Origin of the sequence: Actinospica acidithermotolerans (assembly GCF_018139625.1) — a bacterium.
Taxonomy (GTDB): Bacteria; Actinomycetota; Actinomycetes; order Streptomycetales; family Catenulisporaceae; genus Actinospica; species Actinospica acidithermotolerans.
This window is the reverse complement of the sequence record NZ_JAGSOH010000051.1, coordinates 1-17,038: the sequence shown is the minus strand read 5'-3', so window position 1 is coordinate 17,038 and position 17,038 is coordinate 1. Positions and strand designations below refer to the sequence as shown.

General features: G+C 69.1%; 15 protein-coding genes and 2 pseudogenes. 9 read left to right on the top strand and 8 right to left on the bottom strand.

All coding sequences use genetic code 11. The features are described from left to right. Nucleotides 1-24: 24 nt before the first annotated feature. A complete protein-coding gene (locus KDK95_RS17960) occupies nt 25-738 on the top strand; it encodes a hypothetical protein (protein ID WP_212519345.1) in 714 nt (237 codons plus the stop codon). Between the two features lie 146 nt (nt 739-884). Here KDK95_RS17960 and KDK95_RS17955 read toward each other — a convergent pair whose 3' ends face one another. Next, nucleotides 885-2,303, bottom strand: a complete 1,419-nt coding sequence (locus KDK95_RS17955; protein WP_212519344.1) for an MFS transporter — start codon at nt 2,301-2,303, stop codon at nt 885-887. Nucleotides 2,304-2,488: 185 nt separating this feature from the next. Here KDK95_RS17955 and KDK95_RS17950 point away from each other — a divergent pair, with 185 nt between their 5' ends. From KDK95_RS17950 to KDK95_RS37430, 5 genes are all read left to right on the top strand, one after another. Further along, the gene (locus KDK95_RS17950) at nt 2,489-2,755 is read left to right on the top strand and encodes a winged helix DNA-binding protein (protein ID WP_212519343.1); all 267 of its coding nucleotides are present in this window, start codon (nt 2,489-2,491) and stop codon (nt 2,753-2,755) included. Further along, nucleotides 2,752-2,988 (top strand): winged helix DNA-binding protein, encoded by a 237-nt coding sequence (locus tag KDK95_RS17945; protein ID WP_212519342.1) that lies wholly within the window; start codon nt 2,752-2,754, stop codon nt 2,986-2,988. The genes KDK95_RS17950 and KDK95_RS17945 overlap by 4 nt, the downstream gene beginning before the upstream one ends. Before the next feature lie 399 nt (nt 2,989-3,387). Beyond that, nucleotides 3,388-3,630: a prolipoprotein diacylglyceryl transferase family protein gene (locus KDK95_RS17940; protein ID WP_212519341.1), complete on the top strand. Its 243-nt coding sequence runs from the start codon at nt 3,388-3,390 to the stop codon at nt 3,628-3,630. Between the two features lie 348 nt (nt 3,631-3,978). After that, nucleotides 3,979-6,684 (top strand): transglycosylase domain-containing protein, encoded by a 2,706-nt coding sequence (locus KDK95_RS17935; RefSeq protein WP_212519340.1) that lies wholly within the window; start codon nt 3,979-3,981, stop codon nt 6,682-6,684. A 388-nt stretch (nt 6,685-7,072) separates the two neighbouring features. Further along, a complete protein-coding gene (locus KDK95_RS37430; protein ID WP_212519339.1) occupies nt 7,073-8,872 on the top strand; it encodes a penicillin-binding transpeptidase domain-containing protein in 1,800 nt (599 codons plus the stop codon). 107 nt (nt 8,873-8,979) lie between these two features. Here the strand turns inward: KDK95_RS37430 and KDK95_RS17925 are convergent, their stop codons facing one another. The 4 genes from KDK95_RS17925 to KDK95_RS17910 form a co-directional block, all read right to left on the bottom strand. Then, on the bottom strand, nt 8,980-9,492 hold the full coding sequence (locus KDK95_RS17925; RefSeq protein ID WP_212519338.1) for a twin-arginine translocation signal domain-containing protein: 513 nt from the start codon (nt 9,490-9,492) through the stop codon (nt 8,980-8,982). Between the two features lie 221 nt (nt 9,493-9,713). Further along, on the bottom strand, nt 9,714-10,196 hold the full coding sequence (locus tag KDK95_RS17920) for a class I SAM-dependent methyltransferase (protein WP_212519337.1): 483 nt from the start codon (nt 10,194-10,196) through the stop codon (nt 9,714-9,716). A gap of 202 nt (nt 10,197-10,398) precedes the next feature. Then, nucleotides 10,399-10,536, bottom strand: coding sequence for a hypothetical protein (locus KDK95_RS17915; RefSeq protein WP_212519336.1), 138 nt, complete (start codon nt 10,534-10,536; stop codon nt 10,399-10,401). A gap of 194 nt (nt 10,537-10,730) precedes the next feature. Next, nucleotides 10,731-11,525, bottom strand: coding sequence for a hypothetical protein (locus tag KDK95_RS17910; protein WP_212519335.1), 795 nt, complete (start codon nt 11,523-11,525; stop codon nt 10,731-10,733). Nucleotides 11,526-11,808: 283 nt separating this feature from the next. Here KDK95_RS17910 and KDK95_RS38270 point away from each other — a divergent pair. Then, nucleotides 11,809-12,157: pseudogene (locus KDK95_RS38270) on the top strand (transposase); the annotation flags it as partial. Nucleotides 12,158-12,407: 250 nt separating this feature from the next. Then, nucleotides 12,408-12,587 (top strand): annotated as a pseudogene (locus tag KDK95_RS38265) (transposase domain-containing protein); the annotation flags it as partial. A gap of 677 nt (nt 12,588-13,264) precedes the next feature. Here KDK95_RS38265 and KDK95_RS17895 read toward each other — a convergent pair. The 3 genes from KDK95_RS17895 to KDK95_RS17885 all read right to left on the bottom strand — a co-directional run bounded on the left by KDK95_RS17895 (nt 13,265) and on the right by KDK95_RS17885 (nt 16,218). Then, nucleotides 13,265-14,365, bottom strand: a complete 1,101-nt coding sequence (locus KDK95_RS17895) for an ABC transporter substrate-binding protein (RefSeq protein WP_212519333.1) — start codon at nt 14,363-14,365, stop codon at nt 13,265-13,267. Between the two features lie 63 nt (nt 14,366-14,428). Beyond that, on the bottom strand, nt 14,429-15,328 hold the full coding sequence (locus KDK95_RS17890) for an ABC transporter permease (RefSeq protein ID WP_372463343.1): 900 nt from the start codon (nt 15,326-15,328) through the stop codon (nt 14,429-14,431). 56 nt (nt 15,329-15,384) lie between these two features. After that, on the bottom strand, nt 15,385-16,218 hold the full coding sequence (locus KDK95_RS17885; protein WP_212519332.1) for an ABC transporter ATP-binding protein: 834 nt from the start codon (nt 16,216-16,218) through the stop codon (nt 15,385-15,387). 204 nt (nt 16,219-16,422) lie between these two features. On the opposite strand from KDK95_RS17885, the gene KDK95_RS17880 reads away from it, so the two are divergent. Continuing rightward, nucleotides 16,423-17,038: sensor histidine kinase (locus KDK95_RS17880; protein WP_504798693.1), on the top strand; the 616-nt coding region annotated here is incomplete at its 3' end.

Sequence of the window (17,038 nt, the reverse complement as noted above, 5' to 3'; positions counted from 1 at the left end):
CCCCGCTCCGTGCGAGGCGATCGCATGGATCTGACCCCAATGCCGGTGCGCACCACCCGCCTGGCACGGCAGCGCACGTGGCTCGCCTACGCCGGGGGCCTGATCGTCACGATGCGCTCGACATGCGAGCGCGGGCAGGACGCGGCCGTGTTCTCGCTGGCCACCACCACCGCCGCGACCGGTGCGATGCTCCTCGTCCGCCGCGTGCGCCGACTCGGGCTGGCCGCGCAGCACCGCAGACGACACACCCTGCGCCCCCGGGCCGTGGGCCTGGCGACCAGCGCGCTGCTCGCTTGCGCACTGGCGTTGCCGGTCCTGCACGCGCTCACCCTCACCGGCGCCGCGGGTCGCCCGCACATGCAACGACACCTCTCGCGGCGCGCGCCGCGTCTCGAGGCCGCAGCACCGCCAGGTCCGCCGCATCCACCCGCCCGTCAATACACAGCGCGTCCTCGCTCCGCCCGACAGTCCCCCGCGCACGCCGTCTCCGCTGTACGCATGCTCGGCGTGCACCGACGCGCGCACCAAAGCCGGATGCGGCACCAGCCACAGTGCCGAGTGATCTACCGTAAGCACCGGATCGGTCATCAGCGCCACTCCCCCACCAGGCACGAACGAGGACGGACGCACCGCCCCCACCGCGGCTCACACCTGTACGCGCAGCACCAGTTGGTCGGCTGTGTCGCTGCGAACTCGGTGGCGGTCTGGGATCCGGGCCGCACACTTCGAGTCCGATGATCGTCGACCTCGACGACGTCCGGCCGCGGCACGCGACCGGACGGAGGTTCGCCTGTGGTGCCGGAATCGGGCCGTGACGAGCGCACGCCCGCGGCCACCCGGGCGCGGCCGCGGACCGTGTCGTGTGGACGTCGGCCGCCGGCGGCTCAAAGCTCCAGAGGTTCGGCGGCGGCGTGGTCGCTCGCGTGGTGCCGGGGGTGGAGCAGATTGCTGGCGCAGACCGCGAGCGTGACCAGGGCCAGCAGGCCGGTCGCGGCCATCGTCGCGTGGCGGGTACCGGGCACGACGTGCAGGACGAGAGCGACCAGGGCGACGCCAAGTGCCGTGCCCAGGCCACGGGTCATGTTGAGCAGGCCGCCGCCGGTCCCGGCGGAGCGTGCCGGGATCGCACCCATGACAAGGGTGTTGTTGGCGGGGGTGAAGGCGCCGAGGCCGAGACCGAGCACGGCCAGCAGGGGGCCGAGATAGGCGGGGGTGAAGGGCGCGGGCACCATCGCGATCATGGCGGCGGTCGCGAGCGCGGAGCCTGCCAGCGCCCTGGTCCGGTCGCTCCAGGCGGCCGGCAGCACGCGGTTGGCGCCGAGTGCGGCCGCGGCGAAGCCGGCGGGCAGGGCGGTGAGGATGGCTCCGGCTCCCGCGAGGCTGGTTCCGGTCTCGGTCAGCACCACGGGTACCAGGACCAGCGGGCCGAACAGCACCAGGTAGCCGCCGAGCGCACCGGCCAGGCCGGCGGCGATCTGACGGGTGCGCAGCAGGGCCGGGTCGACCAGCGGCGCCAGGGCGCGGCTGATCCTGCGCCAGAATCCGTAGCCGGCGCCGAGTGCGGCGGCGAACAGGCAGGCGGTCGCGGCGGGCGGCAGGTTCAGCCCGGAGGCCGCGGAGATGCCCAGGAGCAAGTTCGTGCTCGCAGTGGCGAGAAGCGCCAGGCCGGACCAGTCGAACCGGCCAGGCGGGGTCTTGGCGCGGGTGCGCGGCAGCAGGTAGTGGCCGGCTATCACGGCGATCACCCCGACCGGCAGGTTGACGTAGAACACCCAGCGCCACCCGAGGCCGGAGACGATCAGCCCGCCGAGGGTCGGCCCGAGGGCGAGACCCAGCGCCTGCGCCCCGGCCTGCACTCCCAGGGCCGCGCGCATCCGCTCGCGCGGCGCGCTCGTGGTGACCAGGGCGACGCTGTTGGCCTGCAGCAGCGCTGCACCGACGGCCTGGACGACGCGGAACGCGATCAGGGCCGTAAGGCTGGGAGCGAGCCCGCAGGCCGCGGACGCCGCCGTGAAGACGATGAACCCGTAGAGGTAGAGAAGCTTGCGCCCGTACACATCCGACAGCCGCCCGACCGGCACGAGCAGCGCGACCAGGGTGAGCAGATACGACAGCGAGACCCAGGAGACCGCAGCCAGGCCTGCATGGAACTGCGTGCGCAGCGCCGGATAGGTCAGCGTCGCGATCGAGGCGTCGAGCTGGCCCATGAACGCGCCGAAGCACACGGTGGCGATCGCGAACCACCATCCGCGCGGCATCGCGCGGATCCGCTCCGGGCGGGCACGCTCGCTCCGCAAGATCATGATCCAATCATGCCGGTGCGCCCCGACGGGGCTCGACCGGGCGGTGTCGGTGGCCATCCCCTTTCCCCTCTCCTGCTGCGGCACCCGACCGGCGCCGGGCTGACAATCCCATGGTAGCCGAATCGTTCGGTATGCGAAATAATTTGGATCCGTCGTTTTGCTGCGCCGGACGCTAAGGTGAGCCCATGGACGGGAAGGTGGAGGGTTCGCCTGCCGGCGACGCGGTGCGTTCGGAGGAGTGGGGGCGTGCCGAACTGACCGAGGTGGTCGCCCGTCTGTGCCGTGCGCTGCGGGCGAGCATGAGGACCGACTACGCATGGGAGTCGCTGCCGATGGCGCAGGTCGAGGTCCTGCAGTCGCTCGCCGAGCACTCTCCACAGCGCGCCCGGGACCTGGCCGAACGGCTGCGCGCCTGGCCCCCTCGACGGTCAGCGGCCTGCTCACCCAGATGATCACCTCCGGACTCGTGGAGCGCGGAACGGACTCGCGCGACCGGCGGGTGGCGGTGGTCGCGCTCGGCGACGCCGGGCGCGGGCAACTCGCCGCGTGGAACGACGCACACCATCGCAGGATCACCGCGGCCCTGGAAGCGCTCGCGCCGACCGAGCGCTCCTCGATCGACCATGCGCTCCCGGCCCTCGCGCAGCTGGCCGAGCAGTTGGCTGTCGTAGCCCACCGGGGGTGAGCACTGCGCCGTGCGGCTTCGGCGCGCCCCTGCCGGGCACACCGGCGGCTGCGGCGCTCAGGTCACAGGTCCGTCCCGGCCGCCTCCTGCAGGTGCCCTGAGGTCGGCACTGGCACCTGCCCCTCATCAATAATTTGGATACAGAAACTATCGGGAATCCGCATGATCACGCCGCTCGATGGCGCGGTGTGCGCGGAAAGCCGCTCGTCGGAAGCATGGGCACTCGGCCGGCCCCTGCTCGTCCGGAACGTGCAGCCGCCCTCGCGCTAACGCGAGACACCCTCGCCCACCTGCGATGGGATCGCGCTAGCGAGGCCGAGCGGGTGTCGCGTGAGGCCTTGGCGCTCTCCTGTGCACGCTCGGCGCACGGCGGCTGGGCGCAGGGCTATGCTTCCGAATATGTTGCACACCGAAATACCGTCGCCGGGCGTGAACGGGGTCCACCTGGGACCGCGGCTCATCCACGCCTGCGCGATCGCGTACATCGTGGGCATCGCACTCGCGGTCCTCCTCCACCGGTGCCGGGCCGCGACCGGCGGCGACCCGGCACCGGTGGAGGAGATGGCGATCTGGGGCGTACCCGCAGGCCTGATCGGCGGCCGGTCACGGCCCGCCACACCCACGATCGCACAGATGCGCTAAGGGGCTGGCTGCATTCTGCCAGCCGTCTTCGCCAGCGCACGGCACGGAACACGTCAAGGAGTACACACACGGATGGACGGCTATCCGCAGTCGGGCAACGAGATGAGCGGAAACGGCGGAGAGTACCCTGCGGAAGGTTCCCGCGGGTACCGCGGCTACGGCGGCACCGAACCGGCCGGTGGGCCAGCGCGCGGCTACGGCTCCTCGGCCCGGAGGGGCGCTCCCTGGTCTGAGCAGGGCGCTGCCGATCATCGCAGCGGAATTCCAGAAGCCCGGCGCGGCCCCGCGCCGTACGGCCGTGACGCGGCGGGACGCGGTGCCGGACACCGACGCGGTACTGCCGAAGACGTGGCTGGGGATAAGGATACTGATGGCTGGTACCGGGCGGGGCCCGGTCACACCCGCGGCGACGACGGCGAGCGGTCGGATCGGCACGCGTCGCGGCCGAGTCGGGTCGAGGAGCGCCGCGCGGCGCGGGCGGGCCGGCACGGGACCCGGCCGCCGGGACACTCCCGGTCCGAGCAGTACCCGCCGAGTGCTCTCGAGGGCCGCTCGACCCGCAACGGCGCGGCCGCCCGGACCCGCGCGGGATCTCGGGCGGCCGGGAACGGGCACGGCGCGCGGCCGCGTGCCAGGACGGGGTACCGGCGGTATTTCGACTATCCGCGCTCCGGCAAGCGCGGGTGGCGGGCGTGGGTCCCGTCGATCAAGCAGGTGTGCGGGGCGAGCCTGGCCGGGGTGTTTCTCATCCTGGGCCTGATCGCCTTCGAGTACGAGACGGTGCAGATCCCCGACCCGCATTCGGCCGCCTTCGCGCAGCAGTCGACGTTCACCTACGACGGCGGCAAGACCGCCTTCGCCTACGACGGCTCGACGAACCGCACCATCGTGGACTTCGCGCAGATCCCCGCCACCGTGCAGAACGCCGTGATCTCCCAGGAGGACAAGACCTTCTGGACCAACCCGGGCGTCTCCTACACCGGCACCCTGCGCTCGCTGCTGGTCGACCTGACCGGCGGCAGCACCGAAGGCGGCTCGACCATCACCCAGCAGTACGTGAAGAACGCGTACCTGACCCAGGCGCAGACCTACTCCCGGAAGATCGACGAGATCTTCATCTCGCTCAAGCTCGCCCAGCGCGTGGACAAGCAGACGATCCTGACCGACTACCTCAACACCTGCTACTTCGGGCGCGACAGCAACGGGATAGCCGCCGCGGCCAAGGCCTGGTTCGGCCTGAGCCTGGCCCAGATGAACGCCGAACCGACTGGCGAGCAGGCCTCCCAGGCCGCACTGCTCACCGCCATGCTCAACTCCCCCACCACCTACTCCGGAGGCTGGGATCCGACCCTGCCGCCCGCTGCCCAGGCCGCGGACAAGGCCGCCGCGCTGGCACGGTGGAGAGACACCCTGACCAACATGAAAGCGTACGGGCACTTGTCCGCCGCCGACTACCAGTACGCCGTGAGCCACCCGCCGCAGCCGGTGCCGCTCGGCCAGGCGCAGGGAGTCTCGATCGTCGACGCGCAGATGAAGCAGGCCGCCATCGACTGGCTCGGCACCTACGAGTCACAGAACCCGAACTCCGGCCTGCCCACCGTCGACCAGATCGCGCAGGGCGGCTACACCGTGGTGACCACCTTCAACAAGACGTACATGGCCGATGCCGCCCAAGCCATGCAGAACGCGCTCGTCGGCCATGAGAACAGCGTCGACAAAGCCACCCTCCAAGCCGGGCTCGCCGCAGTCGACCCCGCGACCGGCGACCTCGTGGCGTTCTACGGCGGCCCGACGTACGAGAACACCGCCACCCAGGTCACTACCCAGGCCGGCTCCACCTTCAAGATCTTCACGCTCTCCACGGCCTTCGCCCAGGGCATCTCCCCCGACAGCCACATCAGCGGCACCGAACCGTGGCCCGATCCGTCGAACCCGACCGAGGTCGCCGAAGGCGCCGGCGGCGCGCCGATCCACAACGACAGCCCCGCCGGAAAATCCATCACACTGCAGGCGGCCACCGACGCATCGGTCAACACCGCGTTCATCCGCCTCGAGGAATCCGTCAACGGCGGGTACAACGCCGTGCACGCCACGGCCGAGAAGTTCGGGCTCGACACCGCCGACATGGGCAGCCAATGGGACAGCAGCGCCGGAGGCTGCGACAACGTCCGCTTCACCCTCGGGATCTGCTTTACCGACCCCGCCCGCATGGCCGACGCCTACGCCGTGCTCGCCGCCGACGGCACCTACCATCCACTCACCGAGATCCTGAAGATCATCAACAACAGCACCGGCCAGGTCTACACCCCGACCGAGACCACCGCCCAGGCCATCGACCCGAACACCGCCGCCGAGGTCACCGGAATGTTCACCGGCGTCATCCACGACTCTGACGGAACAGCACATCAGGCCTATGACAACAGCAGCCTGCGGATGACCAACATCGCCGGCAAGACCGGCACCGGCACCATGGACATCACCTCCACCACCGACCAGGCCATGCACGCCGCCGGCTTCAACCCGGACGCCTGCAACGGCCCGTGCGGCACCGGCGGCGTCTGGTTCGACGGATACAGCAGCAAACTCGCCGTCTCCGTCGGGATCAGCCGCTGGCAGACCATCACCGTTGGCGGCAAGCAGGAGAACGTGCAGATCCCCGTCGACGACATCGACGGCACCGGCGCAGCCTACGGCGCCCAATTCCCCTTCGCCGCCTGGGCCGAGTTCATGAACCGGATGCAGTCCACGCCCTACGGCGGCGACCAGCCGTTCGCCACCCCCGTCATCAACCCCAGCGACACCGTGCTCGGCACCCCGTCGGCCACCCCGAGCGCAAGTGCCGGCACCGCGAGCCCGAGCACGACACCGGCGACACCGTCGACGACCGCGGCCGCCACAACCGGGCAGACCCCGTCCGAGACGCCCACCGCACCGACCGGCTCGTGCACTCCGGGCCTGCTCACCTTCTGCACCAGCCCGACCCCGAGCACCACCGGTCCCTCGGGACAGACAACGGCGAGCACCAGCACCCCGACGGCGACCGGCGCCGGCTGAGCCGAACACGGTGCCGAACGCAGCGCACGACCACCGATGCACCTATGAACGACCAAACAGGGATCGAAGCATGGACCGGGATAGGCACATGGACGAGAATTCAGGGCACAAACCCCGCCGCGGCTACGGCATACCGGCGCAACCGGCAGCGGGATCGGGAACTCAGCCCGCACAGCCGTGGACAGCTCCACCTCAAGCCGGAAACCCGCGGCCCGCATCGCCGGACCAAGGATCCGAGGCGGCACAGCCGTCGTTCGCCGCGCCGGCCGCGGCGCCCCCGCAGGCGTTCCCGGGCAACGGCGCGATTCCGGGCACATCGGCCGCGCCGTACCAGCAGCCGACCGGTTGGAACCTGGGGACGGGCGGCGTGCAGCGGCTGTCTGTCCCGGTGATCCCATCCGATGCCGAACGCCCCCGGTCGCGCAGGAGACTCGCTCTTGCCGGCGGGATCGGCGCGGCCGGGATCGTCGCGCTCGCCGCCGTCCTGATCGTCCACCAGACGGGGCTGAGCCGCAGGAACCGCGCGGGCACCGCGACCAGCGGCTTCCAACCCACCGCGACCACCATCGCCGGAGACGCGCAGCAGACGGCCGCGGCGTTCCTCGCCGCCTGGCAGAGCGGCAACTTCCAGCAGGCCGCCGCCTACACCGACGATGCCGCGACCGCGCAAAGCGCACTGACCTCCTACGCGAACGGCCTGAACCTGCACGGACTGCACCTGGCAACAACCGGCACGAGCACTCCGGCGAACAAGGCAAGTGCCCAGGCGAGTGCATCGGCAAGCGCATCGGCTGGCGCGAACCCGAGCGGCACCGTGACATTCTCGGTGGCCGCGACCGTCGGGATAACGGCCTCGTCCACCGCAGCCCCGTCTTCGGCGTCCGCCGCCGCGTCCGGCGCGAGTCCGGGCTCCGGGGTCACCGCCACGTGGTCGTATACGTCGAAGCTGACCGCCTATCAGAAGAACGGCGGCTGGTGGGTCAAGTGGGACAACTCTCTGATCGCGCCGAACCTGACCGCGGGCGAGAAGGTGGTCAGCGCCGCGGTGCCGCCGACCGCGTCCAAGGTGGTCGACGCCTCCGGTGACGACCTTTCCACCGCCACCGATCCCGGGGTGAGGAACATCGCTGCGGCGCTGAAGAAGGACGCGCCGGCCGGTCAGGGCACCGACGGGGTCGAGGTCGAGTTGGAGAAGGCCGACGGTACGGTGATCCCGGGCACGGCCGACGTGCTGGTGAAGCCGGTCGACACCGGCGTGGTCACCACGACGATCGACCCGAAGGTCGAGGCGGCCGCCCAAGCCGCCGCCGCCACCCACTCCGACAGTTCCATGGTGGTCATCCGCCCGTCGACCGGAGCGATCCTCGCCGTGGCCAACAACGACGGCCAGAACGACTTCGCCCTCACCGCAAGGGTCGCCCCCGGATCCACCAACAAGATCATCACCTCGACCGCGCTGCTCGCGAACAGCCTGATCGCCTCCCCGTCCACCCCAGACGAATGCCCCGCCTCGCTCACGGTCAACGGCACCGTGTTCCACAACGACACCGGGATGAGCGAACCGGCCACCACCCCGTTCCTGACCGACTTCGCCGTCTCCTGCAACGACGCGTTCGCCAAGTGGTACAGCAAGGTCGGTTCGACCACCCTCGCCCAGACCGCGCAGAAGTACTACGGCCTGAACGAACAGTGGAACTTCGGCACCGGCGAAGCAGGCCCCTACTACACCCTCCCCGCCAGCGCCTCCAACGGGGAACTGGCCCAGGAACTGTTCGGCCAAGGCCAGATCGAAGCCTCACCGCTCGCCATGGCCTCCGTCGCCGCGACCGTCGACACCGGCGACTTCAAACAGCCGATCGTCATACCCGGCCAAGCGCAGATCACCGCGACCCCGCTGCCCGCGAACGTGAAACAAGACCTGTGGCAGCTGATGAAGGCCGTGACCACCGAGTCGGACGGCACCGCCTACAACGTCTTCACCGGCGTCAACTCCCAGGTCTACGGCAAGACAGGAACCGCGGACGTCGGCGGCGGAGGAAGCACCGCCGCCCAAGCCAAGCCGAACAGCTGGATGGTCGTGTTCGACCCGACCCTCGACCTCGCCATCGGCTGCGTCGCCCTCGACGCCGGCTACGGCGCCTCTGTCGCCGGACCCGAGGAGGCATCCGTCCTCAAGGCCCTGCAGTAGTACTGTGCGTGTGCGCTGAGGCGTTTTCGCACGCGCATCCGCTGGCGCTTCGGCACCCGCCTGCTGACGCTCGGAGGCCCGGGGTCGAGTCCCCGGGCCTCCGAGCGTCACGAGTGTGGCGGGCGATACGGCCCGTCAGGCGTCGCGAGTACGCCCCTTTCCCGGGGCAGCGTCGAGCCTAACGCGGCAGGCCGCCGTGACCCGGCGTCGGTCCGGTGACGGGGTCGAGGTTCTGAGCCGGCGCGTTCGTCGGGGTGGGCACGAGGTCGCTTCGACGCGCTCACGATGCTGCCGTACTCACGGCTCCGGCCGAAGCGCACGGCGGGCGCCGGCACGTTGGCCGCGGTCCGGTAGGCGCCGACCGACCAGGAGACGTGCATCTCCCTCGCCGGGTCGGGTCCCAGAGCAATCCACTGCGGGCCGGTCGGGCTGCCCGCCGCCGAGGAGTCGGCGTAGGCGCGCTGCCAGAACGTCGGCCCCGCCGCCGCGAGAGCTCCGGCGCCGACGGCGGTCTTCAGGAAGCGGCGGCGCGAGTAGCGCTTCCGGAGGTAGTCGTGCATCTCCTGCGCTGACATGTCCTTGACGAAGCGTTCCGGGATCTCACCATAAGGGGTCTCCATGGAACCCGAGCTAAGAAGCCCGGCGTGAAACAGGCCCCGCAAACAGTTAGAACCCGTATGCCGCGGAGGTGAACAATCGTCGAGCGCGTACCGGGAGAGTCCTTGTTCCCGTGAGGGCGCCACGGCCGCAGAGTCCGCTCTGGATCAGCGCGGATGCGCAATGACGCGGCGGACGATGCCGCCGCGCAGTGTCTCGGCGTCGGTGATCGTGAACTCTGCCTCTATGGCGAGTGCTTCCGGCTGGCGCACGTGAGGATTCGCCGGAGCGGGCCGCGCTCCAGCGCCCGAGGAGTCGTTGCAGCGCCGCGATGGCGCGCCAGGAGGATGTGGAGCGCTCGATCGGTACGAGACGCCCGCTGGGTCGCAGGACCCGGCGAACCTTGGTCAGGACTTGTGAGCGGGTCGGGCATCGCGCAGAGCGTGAGCGTGGAGACGACAGCGTCGATCGAGGCCGCGGCGATCGGAAGACGCGCGGCGTCCGCGGCGATCAGTTCCGCTCGCGGCTGTGCATGGCTGTCGCGAGTGCGCGCTGCCGCGAGGGCGAGCATCCCCCGGGAGACATCGAGGCCGATTGGTGCGGGTTCCTGCGCGCCGAGCTTGTGACGTACTTCGGTCAGGGCGCGTCCCTCCTTGCCAGTGCCGATCTCAAGCTCGAAGACTTCGGCATGCGGACGCGCAAGGATGATTGCGGTTCCGTAGGACATGGCGCTCTCGCTTCGCTGGTCGGGACAGGCCAGTTCCTCGGCAGGGCAGTGTTCGGCATCGGGGCAGGCTGGTCATCAGCCTTCACAGTTGGGTGCGTCAGGTGCCGTCGGCCAGCGTCGCGGACATCCAGGCCTCGACGATGCGCACCTCCATCCGCCCGCAACCGGTGCCGTGCTTGTACTTCCCTCCGCTGGATGATGGTCAGGTAGGAACCGCCCGGCAGCGCGCGGCGTACCGCGGGGCGCCGTTTGCGGTTCGAGCGCAGCGCGCGGCGCGCGTCTGCGTGACCTGCTGCAGGAAGTCGTGCGCGTCGTAGTAGGCGTCGGCCAGTAGCACCATCGAACGCCCCAGGCTCGATCTCAGTCGACGGCGTGCTCGACCGCCGCTGATCGGATGGGCCATGGCAGTGCGGTGGGCCAGGGGCATCGCCAGCATGCTGAAGTGCTGACGAAGAGCAACAACCGAGTCGCGAGAATCGTGGGGTCGCCGACAGGTCGTCGGCGACCCCACAGTCGTGGCGCTGTGGATCGTCATCAGAGCTTGAGGGCGAACCGCCGCGGTACGTCACGTGGACGAGTCGCACCCGGCAGGATGCGGTAGTAGAACACCTCGATCAGCACAGCGACGGCGCTCTCGTGCCACTCGAACGCCGGAGCCGCGAAAGCCCGGATGTCGACGGGTGGAACAGGACCGTTCATCTCCAGCGGTAGATACGCGGACGGTGTGCGAATCTCCGGATGGGCAGGGCGCACGACGTCGACCACGATGGGGCTCTGCTCGGTGCGTGAGGTCCACACGACCCGGATGAGGCAGTTCGCGGAGCCCGTGGGGTCCGCCGCGGGCTGCCGAAGGTGCGGTGGACCTCCGAACCCGTGCCAGCCGCCGCTCGCCGCACCGACCGGATCGCGGATCGCGGAGATGGGACCAGGGTCGATCGCGTGCCGGCTATTGTGCAGGCTCAGATTCCAGCCCGCGCTCTCGAGTGCTTTGACCAGATCGAGGACACGGTCGCCGACGGGGCCGTCGAGTCCGTAGGCCACGGCGACCTGCCGTTGAAAGCTCATCGTGGCGAAGACCCCGGAGCGGATCCGCAGGATCCCGATGTCCCGCTGGCGCCGACTGTTCGTGCCGGTGAGCGCGCCGAAGTCGCTCACCAGCCTCGCGGCGGGAACCAGCGCCCCGCCGCCACCGATGGACTCGAACTGGTCCTCGATCCAGCCTTCGGCCGCGGCGTGCAGATCGCGAAACTGCGCGGTACGCGCGAAACGCGGCAGATCCGGCGGCCGCCACGGAAGCTCCCAGTTGAGCAACGGCCCCCGAACGCCCATGACAGCCTCTCCACGAAAACCCGGATGAATTGCCCAAAATCCGGCAACTGACGCATCGCCATGCTAGCCAGCCAAGCTTTTCTATGCTTGTCAATCAGTACGCCGCGTGACGGCACAGTCCAACCCGTAATCAACAGGTTCAAGGTTTCGAGTCCCTGTCGGCGCACAGCCGTCGGTCAGGGGCGGCACCGCATGACGGCACCACGAACGCCGATCATCCCACGTCGCAGGGGGTCCAGGAGCGATTATGACTGTCCTGCCAGGTAGAGATAACCCTGTCGACCTCGCGCCCATCCGCGTGCCGAGGACCGGCCCGGGACGCCCGCGCACCCGCCCGAACCGGGCACTGGCCGACAAGGCGTACTCGTCCCGGGCCAATCGGAAACTGCTGGGTCGAGCGCAGGATCGAGGCTGTGATCCCGGTCAAGGACGACCAGAGGGCGAACCGGGAGAAGAAGGGCTCACGCGGCGTGCGTGGGCACGGCTTCGACCGGGAGCTGTACAAACTCCGTCACGCCGTAGAATGCGGGATCAACCGCTTTAAACGAAACCGAGCCGTCGCGACCAGGTACGACAAACTCGCCGTCCGCCACGGAGCCACCGCGCAGATTGCAGCCATCAGTGACTGGCTACGAGAGCACTATTCAAACGGTCCCAAGTCGAGCAGGGCTGCCCAGAACGGCCTGATCTGCGCCTCGTCGGCCGAGTCGAGCCCGAGCTCGGTGAAGTTTGGGGTTGGCGGCGCTCGTCAACTGTGTGGGATCTGACGGCCCACCAGGCACGGAAGACGAAGCTCCGGCAGAACGGCTTGTCCGCCAAGACGAGTCGTTTTTCCCGGGAGCTCCGCTGTCTGGTCATTCTGTCATCACGCGCACGGCCACGATGGCCGAGGGCGTCTTCGCGCCCGGGCACCTGGGTTAGCTGACCCGGATCACCCCGTTCGAGACGGTCGACGCGGTACTGGCCGAGTGTGGGGCGGTGCAACAGCGGCTGCGCAAACTCCCCGCCCGTGTGACGGTGTACGTGCTGCTGGCCGCAGCGTTGTTCCAGAAACGCGGCTACCCGGATGTCTAGTCGTGATCAGGGCGAACCGCCCATCCGGGATACCCGTCGTAGGGCGAAATGACATATTCGAACGCCCAGTCAAAGCGAGGCGCCGTTCCCGGCGGAGGCAGCGAGGCACGATCCGCGGTCGGCCGATGCCCAAGCACGCAACGACGGCGTCCATCAATGTCCGCGCATTCGACGCCAGCCTCGCTCGATCCTACGGCAGGTCCAACAACCGGGCCATGGTCTCCGTCGGCATACGCCACGCAGGTGCGATCCTGCACTGGCTCACCGAGGTCGCAACCGACATACAGCACCGTGCACACGCCGACCTGGGACAGGCCGATCCTCTGGCTGACGAGGAAAAAGTGGAACTGATTCGGGGCCCCTTGGTTATGGTCCCCCCATAGCGCCGGGTCGCGACGGGTGGGCGATCGCCTGGGATGTTTGCGCGATGGCGGAGGATCAGTGTCTCGATGTCCTTGGCTAGCGCTTCGTGGCGCGACAGCCGCGCCCAGCCGGGCATGTGTCGGACGACCAGGTAGATCAACTTCAGCGCCACGAACGCCGATCATCCCACGTCGCAGGGGTTTACGGCACACACAGCGTCTTACGCTTGAACGACATCGAGTTCCCCCGGCGATGACTGGTCGTCGCCGGGGGAACTCGATGTCGTTCGGTTCACCTGATTGTCAGTTGGAGGAGTTCGGCTCCGGTGTGGTCGTGGTCGTGAAGCCTTCGAGCTTGTTCGCGGCCTCGGCGTACTTGTTGGTGAACGTCGCGTCGAGGTTGACCGAGGAGGTGTTCACGCCGATCGTCTTCTCCGTCGCCAGGATGGTCTCCGGGCCGCCCTTGGGCATGATGCCGTCGGGCAGGAACTGGCCCTTGTCCTGGGTCAGGGCCGTAATGTACTCGGCCTTGGTGAAGCCGTTGCTCGACGTGTACGACGCGGGCAGCGCGTTGGCGATGTCGGCGGCCGAGTGGTTGGCGATCCAGTGCATCGTGGCGACCAGCGCGTCGACGACGTCCTGGGCCTCGGTCTGGTGCGCGCTGACCCACGCGGTGGTGGTGAGCACGCCGGCCGCCGGCCAGGTGCCGCCGAGCGTCGCGGTGATGCCGGACGAGGTGGCCAGGTCCATCGCCGAGTAGCCCAAGCCCTTCTGCTCGATCTGCAGCACGGTCGGCTGCGTCGTCATCAGGCACTGGACCTTGCCGGTCTGCAGCGCGGCGATGGCGGTGGCGCCGTCGCTGACGCCGATGCGGCTGTACTGGTGCGTAGTGAGGCCGGCCTTGGTGGCCATCAGCTGGGTCAGCTCGTCGGTGCCGGAACCCAGGTCCGTCACGCCGAGGGTCTTGCCGCTCCACTGCGACGGCGAGTGGATGCCGCTGTTGGTGGCGCACATCTCCCGCTCGCCCGGCGCGCCGGACAGCTGCGCGAGGCTCACGACCGACTTGCCCTTGGTCTGGAAGTCGATGGTGTGGATGTACCACGCACCGGCCAGGTCCACCTGGCCGGAGGCCATCGCGTCCTCGGCGCCGATGCCGCCCTGCGTCTCGGTGCTGAGCACCATGTTGACGCCGTACTTCTTGTAGTAGCCGAGCTGCTGGGCGAGCTCATACGGCAGGTAGATCTGCTTGTCGATGCCGCCGACCATCATGGTCACCGTGGGCAGCGAGCTTGAGCCGGAGCCCGAGCCGCCGCTGTTGCTCGAGCTGGAGCTGGAGCAGGCGGTGAGGCCGCCGGCCAGCATGAGGGAGGCGGTGACCGCGCCGATGGTTGTCTTCTTGAGCATGGCAGGACCCTTCCGTGTCTTCGTTGACGAACGGTTTTCGTGCGTTTGGTGCGGAGGCCGACGTCAGATCGCCGCGGCCTCGGACTGGGACGGCGGTCGCCAGGACAGCAGGCGCCGCTCGACGCGGGTGAGAATGAACTCGACGCACAGAGTGATCACGGCGATGACGAACATCGTGGCGAACACCCCGTCCGGGTTGAACTGGTTCTGCGCGGTGGCGATGACCAGGCCGAGCCCGGACTGCGCACCGAGCACCTCGCCGACGATGGCGCCGACGATGGCGAAGCCGAAGGCGGTGTGCAGGCTCGCGATGATCCAGGTGAGCGCCGAGGGCAGGGTCACGTCCTTGACGATGCGCAGCTTCGAGGCGCCGAGCACCCGCGCGTTGTTGAGCACGTTGCGGTCCACCTCGCGCACGCCCTGGAAGGCGTTGAAGAAGACCACGAAGAACACCAGGACGGCTGCCAGCAGGATCTTCGGGGTCGGGCCGAGACCGAAGGCGACCAGGAAGATCGAGCCGAGCACGATGCGCGGGATGGCGTTGAAGATCTTGATGTAGGGGCCGATCACCTTGGCCATGAAAGGGCTCACGCCCAGGCCGATGCCGAGCACGATGCCGCCCGCGGTGCCGAGCAGGAAGCCGAACACGGCTTCGCGCATCGTCGTGAAGATCTGGGACCAGTAGGAGCCGAACTCGGTCGCCTGGTCGCCCTGGGTGAAGTAGTCCTTCAGTTGCTTCGCGATGCCGCTGGGCTGGCCGAAGAAGAACGGGTCGACGACCTTCCAGGTCGTCAGCAGTTGCCAGGAGCCGATCAGCACCACGGCGAGGACGATCTGGGCAGCTACGACGCGCAGGCGCCGGACCCGGGCCATGCGGCGGCCGGGGTTCGCGCCGCGCTTTGCGTCGCCTCCCTCGAGCCGGGCGGCGTCCTGCGCGGTCCGCATCGGGCTTTCGACCGGCATCATGTACGTGCCGTTGTGCTGCACGGGCTGCGCCGCGCCGGCATCGTGCGAGGTGTTCATGCTGCTACTCCTGCGGTGCGGGCGTACGCGGTCTCGACTTCCTCGCGCAGCGACTCCCAGATCTGCCGGTGCAGCTCGAGGAACTCCGGCTGGAAGCGGATGTCCTGGATGGCGCCGCGCGGCCGCGGCAGGTCGATGTCGAAGACGGCCTTGATCGTGCCGGGGCTCGAGGTCATAACCACGACCCGGTCTGCGAGCGCGACGGCCTCCTCCAGGTCGTGCGTGATGAAAAGCACTGAGGGGCGCAACTGCTCCCACAGGCCGATCAGCTCGGTCTGCATGATCGCCTTCGTCTGCACGTCGAGCGCGCCGAAGGGCTCGTCCATCAGCAGGATCCGCGGCTCGTTGATCAGCGCCGCGGCCATCGCCACGCGCTTGCGCATGCCGCCGGACAGCTGGTGCGGGTGCCGGTCCTCGAAGCCCGCGAGGCCCACCCGGCGCAGCCAGTCGCGGGCCTGCGCCTCGGCCTCCTTCTTCTTGACCCCGCGAAAGCTCGGGCCGAGCGCGACGTTGCCGAGCACGGTCTTCCAGGGCAGCAGCGCGTCGGCCTGGAACATGAAGCTGACGCCGTCGGAGATGCCGTCGACCTTCTTGCCGGCGACGCGCACCTCGCCCTCGCTGGGCTTGTCGAGCCCGGAGACCAGGCCGAGGGTGGTGGACTTGCCGCAGCCGGTCGGTCCGACGACGGCGCAGAACTGGCCGGGCTCGACCTCGAAGTCGACGTCCTTGATCGCGGTGAACACCTCGCCGCTCGGGGTGAGGAACCGTTTCGTCACCCCGGAAATCTCGATCCGGGCGCCGGGTACGCCGGTCACGGGCTGCGTTGCCATCGCGGATCGCCTCCTTCTCTCCATTGATCTGGGGAGGCCCACGCTAGGCAGCGCGCCCCGCGGCGGTCTCGCTTTCGGCGATAACCCGCGTTTTTGTCATTCCGCAGCGTTTTGTGCATTGCGTACGTGCGAGGAGTCGGATATACGGTCAAAACTTGCCGCCGAGGATGTCCGCCACGCAGAATCCGGAATATGCGACGTGGCATGCGGAGGCTGTCCAGCCAGATCTTCATCGGCCAGGTGTTGATCCTGGTCGCGACGATGCTGGTGGGCTTCGCCCTGTTCGCGAAGGAGCAGCGGACGCAGCTCGACGTGCAGTATGAGGACCGGGCGCTCACGGTCGCGCAGGCCGCGGCGGCCGACACCGAGATCCGCGAGTGCCTCACCCCCGGCGCGGAGCCCTGCGGTAGCCTCGTGCAGCAGATCGCCTCGGAGATGCAGCGCAACACGGGCGCGACGTACATCGTGGTCATCGACATGGACCGGGTGCGGCACTCGCATCCGGACCCCGCGGAGATCGGCCAGAAGGTCACAGAGCCCCTGGTGACGAAGCCGTCCGTGGACATCGACCCGGGCAGCCTCGGGCGCTCGGCGAACGGCAAGACGCCGGTATACGCCCTGGACGGTAAGACGCAAGTCGGGGAGGTCTCGGCCGGCATCCTGGAGAGCTCGGTCACCTCCGCGCTGTGGTCGGTGCTCCCGGTCTACGCCGAGTGGTTCGCCGTCGCGCTGCTGATCGGCGCCGCCGCGTCCTGGCTGCTCGCGCACCGGCTCAAGAAGCGCACGTTCGGCCTGGAGCTGGACGAGATCGCGAAGCTCC

What these genes read in the sequence shown, in the direction of transcription:
- KDK95_RS17960 (WP_212519345.1), top strand. Translation starts at nt 25, where the DNA reads ATGGATCTGACCCCAATGCCGGTGCGCACCACCCGCCTGGCACGGCAG.
- KDK95_RS17955 (WP_212519344.1), bottom strand. Translation starts at nt 2,303, where the DNA reads ATGATCTTGCGGAGCGAGCGTGCCCGCCCGGAGCGGATCCGCGCGATG.
- KDK95_RS17950 (WP_212519343.1), top strand. Translation starts at nt 2,489, where the DNA reads ATGGACGGGAAGGTGGAGGGTTCGCCTGCCGGCGACGCGGTGCGTTCG.
- KDK95_RS17945 (WP_212519342.1), top strand. Translation starts at nt 2,752, where the DNA reads ATGATCACCTCCGGACTCGTGGAGCGCGGAACGGACTCGCGCGACCGG.
- KDK95_RS17940 (WP_212519341.1), top strand. Translation starts at nt 3,388, where the DNA reads ATGTTGCACACCGAAATACCGTCGCCGGGCGTGAACGGGGTCCACCTG.
- KDK95_RS17925 (WP_212519338.1), bottom strand. Translation starts at nt 9,492, where the DNA reads ATGGAGACCCCTTATGGTGAGATCCCGGAACGCTTCGTCAAGGACATG.
- KDK95_RS17920 (WP_212519337.1), bottom strand. Translation starts at nt 10,196, where the DNA reads ATGTCCTACGGAACCGCAATCATCCTTGCGCGTCCGCATGCCGAAGTC.
- KDK95_RS17915 (WP_212519336.1), bottom strand. Translation starts at nt 10,536, where the DNA reads ATGGTGCTACTGGCCGACGCCTACTACGACGCGCACGACTTCCTGCAG.
- KDK95_RS17910 (WP_212519335.1), bottom strand. Translation starts at nt 11,525, where the DNA reads ATGGGCGTTCGGGGGCCGTTGCTCAACTGGGAGCTTCCGTGGCGGCCG.
- KDK95_RS17895 (WP_212519333.1), bottom strand. Translation starts at nt 14,365, where the DNA reads ATGCTCAAGAAGACAACCATCGGCGCGGTCACCGCCTCCCTCATGCTG.
- KDK95_RS17890 (WP_372463343.1), bottom strand. Translation starts at nt 15,328, where the DNA reads ATGCCGGTCGAAAGCCCGATGCGGACCGCGCAGGACGCCGCCCGGCTC.
- KDK95_RS17885 (WP_212519332.1), bottom strand. Translation starts at nt 16,218, where the DNA reads ATGGCAACGCAGCCCGTGACCGGCGTACCCGGCGCCCGGATCGAGATT.